The 13,481-nt window shown below is 62.6% G+C and carries 13 protein-coding genes; 4 read left to right on the top strand and 9 right to left on the bottom strand.

Translation table 11 applies throughout. The features are described 5' to 3' along the window. Positions 1 to 123: 123 nt before the first annotated feature. The gene (gene zwf / locus ABXR19_RS19665) at positions 124 to 1,602 is read right to left on the bottom strand and encodes a glucose-6-phosphate dehydrogenase (RefSeq protein WP_354602867.1); all 1,479 of its coding nucleotides are present in this window, start codon (positions 1,600 to 1,602) and stop codon (positions 124 to 126) included. A gap of 190 nt (positions 1,603 to 1,792) precedes the next feature. Between zwf and ABXR19_RS19660 the strand changes: the two genes are divergently transcribed. Both ABXR19_RS19660 and ABXR19_RS19655 read left to right on the top strand, forming a co-directional pair. Further along, complete coding sequence (locus ABXR19_RS19660; protein ID WP_354602866.1) at positions 1,793 to 2,737, top strand: AEC family transporter; 945 nt, start codon at positions 1,793 to 1,795, stop codon at positions 2,735 to 2,737. Between the two features lie 121 nt (positions 2,738 to 2,858). Continuing rightward, positions 2,859 to 3,455 (top strand): 3'-5' exonuclease, encoded by a 597-nt coding sequence (locus ABXR19_RS19655; RefSeq protein ID WP_354602865.1) that lies wholly within the window; start codon positions 2,859 to 2,861, stop codon positions 3,453 to 3,455. Between the two features lie 113 nt (positions 3,456 to 3,568). Here the strand turns inward: ABXR19_RS19655 and ABXR19_RS19650 are convergent, their stop codons facing one another. The 7 genes from ABXR19_RS19650 to ABXR19_RS19620 form a co-directional block, all read right to left on the bottom strand. Further along, positions 3,569 to 3,835, bottom strand: coding sequence for a hypothetical protein (locus ABXR19_RS19650; RefSeq protein ID WP_354602864.1), 267 nt, complete (start codon positions 3,833 to 3,835; stop codon positions 3,569 to 3,571). A 46-nt stretch (positions 3,836 to 3,881) separates the two neighbouring features. Continuing rightward, the gene (locus ABXR19_RS19645; protein WP_354602863.1) at positions 3,882 to 4,571 is read right to left on the bottom strand and encodes a DUF4197 domain-containing protein; all 690 of its coding nucleotides are present in this window, start codon (positions 4,569 to 4,571) and stop codon (positions 3,882 to 3,884) included. Positions 4,572 to 4,598: 27 nt separating this feature from the next. Beyond that, on the bottom strand, positions 4,599 to 5,102 hold the full coding sequence (locus ABXR19_RS19640) for a GNAT family N-acetyltransferase (RefSeq protein ID WP_354602862.1): 504 nt from the start codon (positions 5,100 to 5,102) through the stop codon (positions 4,599 to 4,601). A gap of 179 nt (positions 5,103 to 5,281) precedes the next feature. Continuing rightward, positions 5,282 to 5,824, bottom strand: a complete 543-nt coding sequence (lptA, locus tag ABXR19_RS19635; RefSeq protein WP_354602861.1) for a lipopolysaccharide transport periplasmic protein LptA — start codon at positions 5,822 to 5,824, stop codon at positions 5,282 to 5,284. A gap of 17 nt (positions 5,825 to 5,841) precedes the next feature. Next, on the bottom strand, positions 5,842 to 6,417 hold the full coding sequence (gene lptC, locus ABXR19_RS19630) for an LPS export ABC transporter periplasmic protein LptC (protein WP_354602860.1): 576 nt from the start codon (positions 6,415 to 6,417) through the stop codon (positions 5,842 to 5,844). Next, positions 6,414 to 6,953, bottom strand: coding sequence for a KdsC family phosphatase (locus ABXR19_RS19625; RefSeq protein ID WP_354602859.1), 540 nt, complete (start codon positions 6,951 to 6,953; stop codon positions 6,414 to 6,416). Before ABXR19_RS19625 ends, lptC begins: the two co-directional genes overlap by 4 nt. After that, positions 6,953 to 7,957, bottom strand: coding sequence for a KpsF/GutQ family sugar-phosphate isomerase (locus ABXR19_RS19620; RefSeq protein WP_354602858.1), 1,005 nt, complete (start codon positions 7,955 to 7,957; stop codon positions 6,953 to 6,955). The genes ABXR19_RS19625 and ABXR19_RS19620 overlap by 1 nt, the downstream gene beginning before the upstream one ends. Positions 7,958 to 8,050: 93 nt before the next feature. Here ABXR19_RS19620 and ABXR19_RS19615 point away from each other — a divergent pair, with 93 nt between their 5' ends. Then, positions 8,051 to 10,021 carry a cation:proton antiporter domain-containing protein gene (locus tag ABXR19_RS19615; protein WP_354602857.1) on the top strand — a complete coding sequence of 657 codons (1,971 nt, stop codon included), beginning with the start codon at positions 8,051 to 8,053 and terminating at the stop codon, positions 10,019 to 10,021. Positions 10,022 to 10,604: 583 nt separating this feature from the next. On the opposite strand, the gene ABXR19_RS19610 is transcribed toward ABXR19_RS19615, so the two are convergent. Further along, positions 10,605 to 11,264 (bottom strand): prepilin-type N-terminal cleavage/methylation domain-containing protein, encoded by a 660-nt coding sequence (locus tag ABXR19_RS19610; protein ID WP_354602856.1) that lies wholly within the window; start codon positions 11,262 to 11,264, stop codon positions 10,605 to 10,607. Positions 11,265 to 11,458: 194 nt separating this feature from the next. Here ABXR19_RS19610 and ABXR19_RS19605 point away from each other — a divergent pair, with 194 nt between their 5' ends. Continuing rightward, the gene (locus tag ABXR19_RS19605) at positions 11,459 to 13,168 is read left to right on the top strand and encodes a sensor histidine kinase (RefSeq protein WP_354602855.1); all 1,710 of its coding nucleotides are present in this window, start codon (positions 11,459 to 11,461) and stop codon (positions 13,166 to 13,168) included. The last annotated feature ends 313 nt before the right edge of the window (positions 13,169 to 13,481 follow it).

The raw sequence follows: 13,481 nt of genomic DNA, 5'->3' as shown, positions 1-13,481 counted from the left end.
AGCACTCAGCACTCAGCACTCAGCACTCAGCACTCAGCACTCAGCACTCAGCACTCAGCACTCAGCACTCAGCACTCAGCACTCAGCACTCGTTCTCATTGCTCAGCACTGCGCCGCAGGCGCCTACTCCGAATCTTCCAGCCAGGTGCGCCCGTCGCGTTCGATCAGTGCCACCGAGGCGGATGGCCCCCAAGTGCCGGCGGCGTAATGGTGTACGCGCTGAGCGGTGTTGCTCCAGGCGGCGAGGATCGGGTCGACCCAGCGCCAGGCGGCGGCGACTTCATCGTGGCGCATGAACAGGGTCTGGTTGCCGCGGATTACGTCCATCAGCAGGCGCTCGTAGGCATCCGGATTGGAGACGCCGAAAGTCTCGGCAAAGCTCATGTCCAGCGGGATGCTGCGCAGGCGCATGCCGCCCGGGCCGGGATCCTTGATCATGACCTCCAGGGTCATGCCTTCATCGGGTTGCAGGCGGATGACCAGGCGATTCTGGCTGATGCGCCCGGCAGTGTGGTCGAAGATGGAATGCGAAATCGGGCGGAAATTCACCACGATTTCCGAGGTGCGTCCACCCAGACGTTTGCCGGTGCGCAGGAAGAAGGGCACGCCGGCCCAGCGCCAGTTGGCGATTTCGGCGCGAATGGCGACGAAAGTTTCGGTGTCGCTTTCTTCCTTGCTGATGTCAAGCAGATAGCCCGGGGTGGGCTGGCCATTTACCGAGCCGCTGCGGTACTGGCCGCGTACGGTGCAGTGCTCGGCATTGCGGTCGTTGATACATTTGAGTGCCTTGAGGACCTTGAGTTTTTCGTCGCGTACCGAATCCGCTTCGAAGGCATCTGGCGGTTCCATCGCGGTCAGGCACAACAACTGCAGGATGTGGTTCTGCACCATGTCGCGCACCGCGCCGGAGGTGTCGTAATAACCGCCGCGCTCGCCCACACCGATGTCTTCGGCCACGGTGATCTGGATGTGATCGATATGCGTGCTGTTCCACAGCGGTTCGAACATGCGGTTGGCAAAGCGCAGCGCCATCAGGTTCTGTACCGTTTCTTTGCCCAGATAATGGTCGATGCGGAAGACCTGGCTTTCCTCGAACACGCAGGCCACAGCGGCATTTACTTCGCGCGCGCTTTCGCCATCCTTGCCCAGCGGCTTTTCCACGACGACGCGGCTCTTGGGCGTAACCAGTCCGAACTGCTTGATGCGCTGGCTGATCGGTGCGAACAGATCCGGCGACACGGCGAAGTAGAAGGCGCGTACGTGATCGGCGCCGCTGGCGAGGAGCGCGGCCAACTCTGCCCATCCGGTTTCACCCGTGACGTCGACCGGCAGGAAATGAATGCGGGCGAGAAAACGGGCGAGGGCTTCGGGCTCCAGGTCTGCCGCCTTGACATGATCACGCAGCGAAGTGCGCACGAAATCCAGATAGCCCTCGTCGCCAAGCGGCCGGCGCGATACGCCGATGATGCGTCCGGCATCCGGCAACTGGCCGGCGCGGTCGCGCTGGAACATCGCGGGCAGCAGCTTGCGCGCGGCCAGATCGCCGGTGCCGCCGAAAACGACAAGATCAAAGGCGCTTACCTGGATGGTGCGTGAGGACATTTTGAATCTCCGGACAGGGGGCATTGTGCTCAGTTTAGCGCCGTTTTCTGCGCTGCAGCACGGCGCCGTCGCGACTCGGCAAAAATCCCAAGCAATCCTGCGGCTTTGTGTAAGCTTGTTGCATGCCGCGCCGCCTCCGGGGCGCAGCGTAGAATGCGGGCTTGCCGTGCCACTGCCGCCTGACTGCACCATGCTTCTTTTCTTTGATCGCCTCGCCGCCGCTTCCCCGCTTTTCGTGCTGATCTTCGCCGGCTACGCCATCGTGCGCTGGGGTGGCTGGTCCAAGGAAGTGGCCGATGCACTGACCCGATTCGTGTTCGGTCTGGCGCTGCCGGCCTTCCTGTTTTTCACCATGAGCGACTTTTCCCGGCTGCCGCCGGTGGATGCGCGCCTCCTGATTGCCTTCTTCGGCGGTGCGCTGATCGTTTTCATCCTCGGGCGCCTCGTTGCCGCTAGCGTGTTCAAGCTCGATGGCGTGTCCGGCTCAATCTTCGCGCTGGGCAGCATCTTCTCCAACAACGTCATGCTCGGTCTGCCGCTGGCCAAGGCCACGCTGGGGGACGCGGCGGTGCCCAGCGTCGCGCTGGTGCTGGTGTTCAACGCGCTGATTCTGTGGACGCTGGTGACGGTCTCCATCGAATGGGCGCGTCATGGCGAATTCTCGGTCAAGGGCTTCGCCAAGACCGCACGCAGTGTGATCACCAATCCCATCGTTGCCGCGATTGTTTCCGGCACGCTTTACGGCCTGACCGGCTGGCCCTTGCCACACATCGTTGCTCAGCCGCTTTCAATGGTTGGTTCTGCGGCGACACCGATGGCATTGGTGGTCCTGGGCATGGGCCTGGCCGAATACAGTGTGCGTGAAGGTATTGGGCAGAGCCTGACTGTGTGCCTGATGAAACTGATCGTGCTGCCAATGGTGGTGTGGGCGTTGGCCTGGCTGCTGGGGCTGCCGCGCATGGAAACCCAGGTCGTGGTCCTGCTCTCGTCGATGGCGATGGGGGTGAATGTCTATCTGATGTCACGCCAGTTCCAGGCCTTCGAGGGTCCGACAGCGGCGGCGATGGTGCTGTCCACCGTGCTCGCGGCAGTGACAACGCCGGTAGTGTTGACGCTGATTGCGGTGCTCGGCTGAAAGCCGGAAAGCATTTGCCGCCGTCCCCTTGTCAGAGGAGCGGCTCAATCTGGATGGTGGTGGTTTATCCTTTGCAGCCCCGAGGAAAGCCTTCGGTCATTGATCAGCGCAGGATTGTGGAATGAGTCAGAGAATTCTCGTCGTCGATATCGAGAGTATTCGCAGCGAAGGCCGGAGCGGCGCCGTCTCGCGCCCGGAAATCATCGAGGTCGGAGCGGCCTGGATCAAGCAGGACGGTGCCATCCTGGCCACCTTCCGGTCTTTTGTGCGGCCGGCCGAGCAACCGCGTCTGAGCGCCGCCTGTGTGCGGGAGACCGGCATCAGCCAGTCCGAAGTAGATGCCGCGCCGCTTTTTCCTGTGGTCGCCGCCCAGCTTGCTGCCTTTGCGCGCAAACACAGCGCGCCGGACTCACACTGGATCAGCTGGGGTAGTACTGGCTTGCGTCAGCTGGAGCAGGAATGCACGCGCCACCGGATCGGCAATCCACTCGCCCTGCCGCATCTCAATGCCAAGCAAAGGTTCGCCAAGAGCCAGCAGCTGGAGAAGGAAGTCGGCTTGCGCAAAGCCTGCGCACTCGCCCGCCTCGGCGAAGTCCCTGGCGCCCATCACCGTGCGCTGAATGATGCGATCGCGATATCGTGGTTGCTGCCCTGGGTGTTCGGGGATCAGCAATTGGCGGTGCCGGAGAGTAAGCGTAGCGCTTCAAGCAAGGTGTGAAATTTGTGGCGGATTACGCGTTCACACGAGAGATATTTGCGCGCTCCCCGGCGATGCCTTGATTCAGCCAATCCAGACGAGTTGTGCTTGAGTCGGCGTAGCCGCAGCGAAAATCAGCTATTTCGATCCGCTATTTGGCCGACGAAGATGAGTACAAAACCAATCAGCCCGATTGATACTGCGACGAAAAAATCGCAGTAGCCGCCCAAGGTGAGACCTCCGCTCCCGAAAATCAGGCCGAAGCCCAAGCTTCCCGCCGCACCCACACGAACGCCAGCCTCTTCATCCTCCCAGCTTAGGCGGAGCCTTGGCACGAAAATGCCAATGAGGCAGTACGCGGCGATGGCAAGGCATAAATAAATGGACCAAGGGTCGCTCATGTTCAAGTTTTCAGGCAGTGAAGCATTCGTGTTTGACACCCCTTGATTAATTCCCCAGCGCCCCGAACACCTTTTTTGCCAATGAGCCCGCCGCCTGTGCCGGGTTCTGACGGATTTCGCGCTCCTGTTCGGCGATCATCAGGTAGAGGCCGTCCAGCGCCTTCTTCGTGACGTATTGCTCGACGCTGGCGTCTTCCGCCTTGAGCAGGCCGAAGCTGGAGGCCTGGCCGGCGATCTGGTTGTATTGCTGGGCGACCTGCAGGCGGCCGGTGACCTTGCTGACAATCGGCAGGAAGCGGGTGCTGAGCTGTGCGCTGGTTTTTTCGCGGAAGTACTGAGTGGCGGCATCATCCCCGCCACTCAGCACGTTCTTCACGTCCTGCACGCTCATCTGTTTGACGGCGGCGACCAGCAGGGTCCGGGCTTCGGGCACGGCCTGTTCGGCGGCGCGGTTCATGCTGGTCTTGAGTTCATCGATCCGCTGGCCCTGGCCCATCATGCGCAGCGCTGATTCGGCTTGCTGCAGCTTGCCGGGCAGTTCGATGCGCACCTTGGGATTGCCAAGGAAGCCGTCTTCCTTGCCGAGCAGCTTGACAGCCTGTTCGGCGCCTTGCGACAGGGCTTCGCGCATGCCGCCAGCGGCATCTTTGTCGGAGAAGGCATCGAGTAGTCCGGCCTGGGCGAGGCTGGCGGTGCAGACGAGCAGGGCGCTGCAAACGAGGCGGGAGAGTTTCATTTTGCGTTCCTTTCGGGGGCGAAGAAGTCAATCGCAGAGAGCAAAGGCCGGGTGGAAGCTTACGCGGCCTTGCGGGCAAATGTCAGTGGCCGGGTGGGCCATGAAATAGTCGGCGGGCACATCGTCGAGGATCAGTCCGGGATAGGGGCGGAAGCCGAAGCGGCGGTAATACGCCGGATCGCCAAGCACCACGCAGCCTTGCGCGTCGAGTTTGTCCAGACGGGTCAGGCCGGCGGCGATCAGGGCGCTGCCGATGCCCTGGCGCTGATATTGCGGAAGTACGGAGATTGGGGCGAGACCGAACCAGCCGCAATCGGCACCGTCGATCCGTACGCGGGAAAAGGCGATGTGGCCGATGATTTCGCCATTCTGTTCGGCGACGAGGGAGACGCTCAGCGCACTGGCTTCGCGCAGTGCGTCGATTAAAAGGTGTTCGGTTTGATTGCTGTGAGCCTGGCCGGCAAACGCCTGCACGGTGAGCTGGCGAATGGCATCAATGTCTGAGGAGGTTTCAGGCCGGATGTGTGGCATGGGTGCGATGTTTTTTAGAGGCCTGCCTGAAGAGCCGCTCCCCGCTTGCCTGTGCAGCATGCCGTGCTGAAGAATCAATACAGGAGCGTTTCTTCAGGCCGGTGTGTTTGCGAGCAATCCTCTCCCCTGGCAGGGAGAGTAGGCCGTGCGGGCCGGTTTTTACGCTTACTCCTCACTCATCAGGGCTTGCCCGCTGGCTGCGAGGCGGCAGCTTTAGGGAGAATGATGACCTTGAGGCGTTCGCCGGACTTGTTGCTGCTGTTGTTGGCACCGTTGGTGATGGTGTAGAGCTCGGTGTAGCCGTTGTATTCGATGTACTGGCCTTTGCTCTCGTTGGGGCCGCTGCGCAGGATGGCACGGTCGAAAAGCTTGGCGACATCGCTGCGCCCGTCGTACTCGATGCGCTCGGCTTCGCCTTCGGTGTATTCGTCCTTGCCCTCTTTTTTCTGGCGGAAGCGGGTCAGGCCATCCTTGCCGCCGGTGGCGATGCCTTTCTGGTAGCCCTCGGCATCCTGGGTGACAACGAGTTTGTTGGCGGTGATTTCCAGGGTGCCTTGAGTCAGCGTGACGCGGCCTTCAAAGGTTTGCACCTTGTTGCGGTCATCTGCGCTGCCACGTTCGGACTGGATGGTGATCGGTTTCTCGCGGTCCGCACGTTCGGCGTGGGCCAGCGGGGCGATCAGGAGCAGGGCGAGCAGGCTGAGGCGGTGGGCGGTGGGCATGTTTGGTCTCGCGTTGATCAGGGTTGAGGGGCCTTGGGCATGATGACGGCGCGCACTTCGTGATGAATCGTAAAGATGCCGCTCAGATTGTTCCACTCGGCGCCGATGCCGGACAGCGTGCTTGCCCCTTGGGTCATGCGAACAGGCTTGTCGGTGCGGGCAATTTCGTCATCGGTCAGCACGGTAAGTTCTTCGGTTTCCAGCGTTTGCATGGCTGAGTCAACGCCGGCTGCGCGATTGCCGCGTACCGTGTCGCGCATCACCACCACCTTGCTGGCGTTGTCGGCATGGGCTGTCTTGCTGGAGAACACGGTCGGGCGCTCATCGCGCGTCAGGGTGATGACCGGGTTGGCAAGCTCGGCCGTGTCGTCATCGGGGTAGTGCTGCAACTGGCTGGCGGTGATGCGCGAGATGCGGCGGCCGGTGTTGTCGAAACGGTCGATGGAGACCTGATTGACGATCTGGTCCGGGTCATGGCGCTTGTTGCCCAATCCGTTGCGGGCTTCGTTGCTCACGATGCGTTCCAGCCAGAAGGTCGTGCCGGCCAGAAAGACCACGATGATCAGCGGGAAGTAGGCGCTGAGGCGGTTCATGCGGTCAGGTAAACGTTGTGCATGGCGGCGAGCTTGCCTTGCGCGGTGAGAATGAAATCGCACACTTCACGCACGGCACCGGCACCGCCACCTTTGCGGGCGATGTAGTCGACGTGTTCTTTGACGAAATCGTGTCCGTCGGCGACCGTGGCGGAGAAACCGCAGGCGCGCAGGATCGGCAGGTCGACCACGTCGTCACCCATGTAGCCGCAGTGGTCGGCGCTCAGATCCAGCTGGCTGCGCAGATCGCGCATGACGGCGCGTTTGTCTTCCACGCCTTGAAACAGATGCGTGATGCCTAAATTGGCCGCACGCTTGGCCACCATTTCCGATTTGCGGCCGGTGATGATGGCTATCTCGACGCCGGCTTCCTTGAGCATCTTCAGGCCGTGGCCGTCGAGGCTGGAGAAGACCTTGATCTCGTCGCCATTCGGCGTGAAATACAGATCACCATTGGTGAGCACACCGTCGACATCGAAGGCCATCAGGCGCAGGCGGCTGGCGCTTTCGCTGACCAGATCAGATTTTTTGGGCATCAGATGACCTTGGCGTTCATCAGGTCGTGCGTGTTCAGCGCACCGACCAGGTGTTGTTCGGCGTCCACCACCAGCACCTGGCTGATGCGGTGGCGATCCATCATTTCCACGGCTTCCACCGCCAGCGCATCCGGGCTGATGTGGCGCGGGTTGCGGTGCATCACTTCGGCGATGCTGATGCGCTGGAAGTCGATATTTTGCGCCAGCAGGCGGCGCAGGTCGCCGTCGGTGAAGATGCCGGCAACGCGGTCTGCGGCATCGACAATGGCTGTCATGCCCAGACCCTTGCGTGACATTTCCAGCAGCGCGTCGGTGAAGGAGGCTGCCAGCGGCACGCGCGGAATGGCCTCGCCGCTGCGCATGATGTCGCGTACATGGGTGAGCAGGCGGCGGCCCAGCGAGCCACCGGGGTGCGAGCGGGCGAAATCTTCCGGGCCGAAACCACGCGCTTCCAGCAGGGCCACGGCAAGCGCATCCCCCATGGCCAGTGCGGCGGTGGTGCTGGCTGTCGGGGCCAGGTTGAGCGGGCAGGCTTCCTCGGCCACACCTGCGTCCAGATGAGCGTGCGCCAGCTTGGCCAGTGGCGAGTCGGGTTTGCCGGTGATGGCGATCAGGCCGGCGCCCATGCGCTTGACCAGCGGCACGATGATCAGCAGTTCTTCGGCGGTGCCCGAATTGGACAAGGCGATCAGCACGTCATCGGGCTGGATCATGCCCAGATCGCCATGCGCGGCTTCGCCGGGATGGACGAAATAGGCCGGGGTGCCGGTGCTGGCCAGAGTGGCGGCAATCTTGCGGCCGATGTGACCGGACTTGCCCATGCCGCTGACGACGACGCGGCCTTTGGCGGCGAGGATCATCGCAACCGCGCGTTCGAAATCTTCGCCGAGCCGATCCGTCAGCGCGGCGACGGCGGCCGATTCGATGGCCAGCACGCGGCGCGCGGTGGCCAGTGCGCCACGGGCATTGCTGGCGGGAGTGTTCGTCGGGGCAGTTGGGCTCATGGCAGGCTGCGGTTAAACTGGTGGGCGAGTATAACAAAGCCACCCGGCGCGCCGCTTGTCCGGGCGCCGTTCAAGGCGCAAAAACTACCCACCATGCACGGTTCTTTTACGATTGCTCTGATGTTGCTGGCGTTGACCGTGTTCGCGGTCGCCTTGTTCCGTGCGTTCAGCCTGCCGCCGGTGCTGGCCTATCTGATGGTCGGCGCGGTGCTCGGCCCGCATGCCTTCGGCGTGGTGCCCGACAGCGCGCAGGCACGCTATCTGGCCGAATTCGGCGTGGTCTTCCTGATGTTCTCGATCGGTCTGGAGTTCTCGCTGCCGCGCTTGTTCGCGATGAAACGCATCGTGCTCGGCCTTGGTGGTCTGCAGGTGCTGGGTACGCTGGCGCTGTTCACGCTGTTGTGCAAGTTGTTCGGGCTCGGTTGGTCGGCCAGTTTCGCCGTGGCCAGCGTCATCACCATGTCCTCCACCGCCATGCTTTCCAAGCTGCTGGTCGATCGCATGGAGCTTGAAAGTCCGCATGGTCGCCAGGTGATCGGTGTGCTGCTGTTTCAGGATCTGGCCGTGGTGCCCTTGCTGATCCTGATTCCGGCGCTGGCCCAGCCGGCTGATGTGCTGTTGCCTACGCTGGGCGTCGCGGCCTTGAAGGCGGTGGTCGTGCTGACCTTGATCCTGTTCATCGGCCAGCGCCTGATGCGCCGCTGGTTTCTGCTGGTGGCGCGGCGCAAGTCCTCCGAGCTGTTCATGCTCAACATCCTGTTCACCACTTTGGGTCTGGCCTGGGTGACCGAGCTGGCCGGCCTGTCGCTGGCTTTGGGCGCTTTTCTGGCCGGCATGTTGATCTCGGAAACCGAATACCGCCTCCAGGTGGAAGAGGACATCAAGCCTTTCCGCGACGTGCTGCTGGGCCTGTTCATGATCACCGTCGGCATGTTCCTCGACGTCGGTGTGATCCTGCGCAACTTGCAATGGGTGCTGCTGATCGTGACGGGCATCTTCGTGCTGAAGTTCGTCGTGGTGGCTGCCGCCTCACGCTGGATGGAAGGGCTGGACGGCACGGCGGTGCGTGCCGGCTTGTGGCTGTGCGCGGGCGGCGAATTCGGTTTCGTGTTGCTGACCCTGGCTTCGGACGTAAACGTCGTGCCGGCGCATGTGCTGCAACTGGTGGTCGCGGCGCTGGTGATCTCGCTGCTCCTTGCACCCATCCTGATCCAGTATAGCGACAAGATCGTGCTGCGTTTCGTCGCCTCGGAATGGATGCTGCGCTCCATGGAGCTGACCCGTGTGGCGGCCAAATCCATCGCCACCGACAAGCACGTCATCATCTGCGGTTACGGGCGCACCGGGCAGTTTCTGGCGCGTCTGCTGGAGCAGGAGAAAGTCGGCTACGTCGCGCTGGATCTGGACCCCGACCGCGTGCGCGAGGCCGCTACGGCCGGCGATCCGGTCGTGTTCGGCGATTCTTCACGGCACGAAACGCTGGTCGCGGCCGGCCTGATGCGCGCCAGTGCCGTCGTTGTGGCGTTCAACGACCTGGCCGCCACCATGAAGGTGCTGCATCACGTGCAGGCTGCGCGGCCGGATATTCCCATCATCGCCCGCTCGCACGACGAGCGCGATATGGACAAGCTGATCGACCTGGGCGCCGCTGAGGTCGTACCCGAAATGCTGGAGACCGGCATCATGCTCGCCAGCCACACCCTGACCCTGATCGGCGTGCCGATTGCGCGCGTGATCCGCCGCGTGCGCACCATCCGCAGTGAGCGTTACAACCTGATGCGCGGCTTCTTCCTGGGCGCTTCGGATGCGGACGAGCGCTCCGATGCGCAGGAAGCGCGCCTGCATTCGGTGTCACTGCTGCCCGGCGCAGCCGCCGCCGGCAAGGCGCTGGGCGATCTCGGCCTGGAAGCGCTGGGTGTCAAAGTCGCCGCCGTGCGCCGACGCGGCGTGCGCAGCCTGGATCCCGCACCGACCTCGCTGCTGGAGGAAGGCGACGTGCTGGTGCTGCTCGGCGTACCGGGTGATCTGGCGGTGGCGGAAGAGAAGCTGCTGAAGGGGGCTTGAGCTTCTGCGCAAGTCGCGGGTCGCGGGTCGCAAGTCGCAAGTTGCAAGTCGCAAGTCGCAAGTCGCAAGTCGCAAGTCGCAAGTCGCAAGTCGCAAGTCGCAAGTCGCAAGTCGCAATACCCTTGCGCGGCCCCGGACGGCCCCCTCGCCCTGGCAGGGAGAGGGCTGGGGAGAGGGTCGCAACCCACGCGCCGGCCTGCTTGTAGAGCCGCGCCGGGCTTAGGTCTTCAGGAGGTTAGTCCAAAGACCCAGATCACATGCGGCTCTGCGAGCAAGTTGGGTTTCGTAGGCTGCCGAAACGGGTAGTTTTGGGCTCCCAGCCAGGTTTGCGTAGGTCGGGCTTCAGCCCGACGCAGGGCGTATGCAAAATACCCACCCGTATCCGCTGTTTTGTCGGGCTGAAGCCCGACCTACGAATTCGCTGCGCGCCGGCTTCTTCCTGCAAAGCCGCGCCGGGCTTGGTTCTTCGGGAAGGCTTGCTGGAGAGGTCCGCTGCGCGAGGCTCTGCAGCCATTGCTCGTAAAACTACCGTCAACGAAAAAGCCCCGCGCGGGGCGGGGCTGGTCGTCTAGGCAAGCTATGGTCAGAAGCTGGCGCAGGCGACATAAAGCGTATTTTCGACAACAGGAACGGCCGGAACTAAAACCGGCGTTGCCCAAGCACCAAAACGAACTGAACCTGTAGCAGCATTGCCATCATCCATGGTGGTATCGATTTGCTGAGCGATTCGGCCGGAAACATTGTTTTGGCAAATAAACATGCGTCCAGGCCAACCTGCAATGGGCGTGGCACCTTGTACGCCAATGCGTCCGCCTTCTGCATTGCGTGGGGGCCAGTCGGCAATATTGCCCGCAGCGGGCGCTGCGCTATTTCCACCAGTCAGGTTGGCTAAGCGCAGGTGTTGCCATAAGAGTAGAGACTCATCTGTGAGGACGACCGAATCCCAATCACCGTCAATCAGGCCACCGGTTCGGACTGCTGGAGTTGTAGCTAGTACTGCGGTTGCCCCGAGGTGGGCCACGACTCCTGCATCATCTCCTGGCAGTGCCCGGAAGCGATCCTGATAGGCCGCGATCATGGTGGCGGTATTGCGGAAGTCGTTGATCATGGCTTTGGCTCTGGCGCTATTGATCAACTCCTGCCCCTTCAACACTCCGCCCAGCAGCAGGCCGATGATGACGAGGACGATGGCGATTTCTACGAGGGTGAAGCCGGACTGTTGGCGTTTCATCGGGCGTTTCATGATGGTCTCCGTGGGTGTTCGTTTTCTTGCCCTGCCTTGAGCAATAATGGTGCCTGTTGAAATTGTCCGGCTTTCTGGACCTTTCTTTGAATAAAGTCTTGTTTTTCAAGCTTATCTGTCAGATTTTCAACGCACTGTGACGAAAGTCGCACGCATGTGGGTTTTCCTGGGTTTTCAAGCATGAGCCTTTCACCATGTTCACTTTCCTGAAGCCCTCCGGGCGTGGGTCGAGTCTGGCGCGGCCGGCGTTATTGCTCTTGCTGCTCTTGCTGCTGCATGCGGCTTTGCTGCAGGGGCCGTTGACGCTGGCGGGCAAGGCTTTGCTGCTGGGGCATTTTGGCGCGGTGCTGTTGTGGCAGCCGCTGGTGAGTGGCGAGCGCGAGTTTTCGCCTGCGGGGACCTTGGTGCTGGTGCTGGTGCTGGGCGTGCTGGGGGTGTTCCTGTCCTGGGGCGTGTTGATGCTGTGGGGCCTGGTGCTGGTGGGGATTTTTGGCGGCAAGGTGTTTCACCATCCGACGCTGCGGGTGCGGCTGAGTTACTGGCTGGCGTTGATGTACGTGGTGGTGGCGCTGGTGGGGCTGATGCTGCCGCAGATGCTGGCGGGCGTGGCGGAATTGCCGACGATGTTGCGGAGCTTTGCGGCCTGGTTTGCGCTGCCTGTGTGCGGGCTGATTGCCGTGCTGGGCCTCGGGCCGGCGCCGGAGCGGGAGTCGGCGGAAGTCGATGTGGTTGGCGCGGTGGTGTTGGTGCTGGTGGTGATGGGGGTGCTGCTGGGCGCGCTGGCCTTCATGTTTGTGGCGGGCAGTGATTATCTGACGGCGCTGCTGCAGGCGCTGGGGTCGATGGCATTGACATTGTTGTTGCTGGCGCTGGTGTGGGGGCCGCATCGGGGCTTTGCGGGTTTGGGGCTGGAGGTGTCACGGCGCCTGTTGGGCGGTGGGCAGACTTTTGAGTTGTGGCTGCGCGAGGTGGCGGATCTGGCGCTGCGCGAGGATTTGCCGGAGGCGCTGGTGGCGGCGGCACTGGCGCGGCTGGCAACCTGGCGCGGGGTGTGCGGGCTGAGCTGGCAGGCGCGGCCCGATGATGGATCGGCCGGTTCCGGGCTGCAGCGGCTGGGTAGTACCTCGCTGCACGTGACGCGTTTGACGCATGGCGCTTTGCAGCTGGAGGTTTTTACCGAGCAAGCACTGACGCCGACGGCGGCCTGGCAGTTCGATCTGATGCTGCGCATCCTGGCTGAGTTTCATGCCGCCAAGTTGCAGGCGCAGCGCTTGCAGGCCTTGTCTTTTTTGCGTGCGGTGCATGAGACCGGCGCACGCACGACGCACGAGATCAAGAACCTGCTGCAGTCCTTGGACATGCTGTGTCACGCCGTGCTCACAGATGATGGGCGCGATCCGGTGGCGGTGCAGGCCTTGCTCGGCCAGCAGTTGCCGGCGATTCGCGAGCGCCTGAATGAGGCGATGCTGAGCATTCGCCAGCCACGCCCCGATGATCTGCGCCCGCAGCCTTTACTGCGCTGGTGGGCGGCGCTGCAGGCGCGGCATGTCGATGCGCGCATCGAGTACGTGCTGGAGGGCGAACTCGCGGGCGTGAGCGTGCCGGCGGCGCTGTTTGATTGTGTGGCGGATAACCTGCTGCGCAACGCGCAGGACAAGCAGGCCAGCGTGATCCGGGTGCGCGTGCAGGCGGCAGAAAAAGGCTGCAGTCTGACGGTGATGAACGATGGTGTGCCGATCGAAGAGGCCCGCGCCGCGCGGCTCTTCGTGCAGCCGCTGGCGTCGGATTCGGGCTTGGGGATCGGTCTGTATCAGGCCAGCCGGCTGGCCGAGTCGGCGGGGTACCGGCTGACGCTGGACGAGAACGCGGCGAGTGGGGTGAGTTTCGGGCTGCGGCCGAAGTAATCGCGAGTCGCGAGTCGCGAGTCGCAAGTCGCCGTTTGGGCCTTGGAGAGGCGCGCGCAGCTTGGGCCTTTGGGATGCCTTTCTGGAGGGGCAAGCGGGGCGCGGCTCTGCAGGTGGGTGGTTTTGGGCGACTCACCCTCTCCCCAGCCCTCTCCCTGACAGGGAGAGGGAGCCGTGCGGGCCGGAGATCTACATTTCGCCTATTGCAACTCGGGTAAGCAAATCAACACACTATTCCCGACTTGCGACTTGCGACTTGCGACTTGCGACTTGCGACTTGCGACTTGCGACTTGCGACTTGCGACTTGCGACT

Origin of the sequence: Uliginosibacterium flavum (assembly GCF_040566545.1) — a bacterium.
GTDB lineage: Bacteria > Pseudomonadota > Gammaproteobacteria > Burkholderiales > Rhodocyclaceae > Uliginosibacterium > Uliginosibacterium flavum.
The sequence above is the reverse complement of the archived record's forward strand: the minus strand, read 5'-3'. Positions and strand labels throughout refer to the sequence as shown.

Bases quoted from the DNA above. Each gene is read 5' to 3' on its own strand.
- zwf (WP_354602867.1), bottom strand. From the start codon at position 1,602: ATGTCCTCACGCACCATCCAGGTAAGCGCCTTTGATCTTGTCGTTTTC.
- ABXR19_RS19660 (WP_354602866.1), top strand. From the start codon at position 1,793: ATGCTTCTTTTCTTTGATCGCCTCGCCGCCGCTTCCCCGCTTTTCGTG.
- ABXR19_RS19655 (WP_354602865.1), top strand. From the start codon at position 2,859: ATGAGTCAGAGAATTCTCGTCGTCGATATCGAGAGTATTCGCAGCGAA.
- ABXR19_RS19650 (WP_354602864.1), bottom strand. From the start codon at position 3,835: ATGAGCGACCCTTGGTCCATTTATTTATGCCTTGCCATCGCCGCGTAC.
- ABXR19_RS19645 (WP_354602863.1), bottom strand. From the start codon at position 4,571: ATGAAACTCTCCCGCCTCGTTTGCAGCGCCCTGCTCGTCTGCACCGCC.
- ABXR19_RS19640 (WP_354602862.1), bottom strand. From the start codon at position 5,102: ATGCCACACATCCGGCCTGAAACCTCCTCAGACATTGATGCCATTCGC.
- lptA (WP_354602861.1), bottom strand. From the start codon at position 5,824: ATGCCCACCGCCCACCGCCTCAGCCTGCTCGCCCTGCTCCTGATCGCC.
- lptC (WP_354602860.1), bottom strand. From the start codon at position 6,417: ATGAACCGCCTCAGCGCCTACTTCCCGCTGATCATCGTGGTCTTTCTG.
- ABXR19_RS19625 (WP_354602859.1), bottom strand. From the start codon at position 6,953: ATGCCCAAAAAATCTGATCTGGTCAGCGAAAGCGCCAGCCGCCTGCGC.
- ABXR19_RS19620 (WP_354602858.1), bottom strand. From the start codon at position 7,957: ATGAGCCCAACTGCCCCGACGAACACTCCCGCCAGCAATGCCCGTGGC.
- ABXR19_RS19615 (WP_354602857.1), top strand. From the start codon at position 8,051: ATGCACGGTTCTTTTACGATTGCTCTGATGTTGCTGGCGTTGACCGTG.
- ABXR19_RS19610 (WP_354602856.1), bottom strand. From the start codon at position 11,264: ATGAAACGCCCGATGAAACGCCAACAGTCCGGCTTCACCCTCGTAGAA.
- ABXR19_RS19605 (WP_354602855.1), top strand. From the start codon at position 11,459: ATGTTCACTTTCCTGAAGCCCTCCGGGCGTGGGTCGAGTCTGGCGCGG.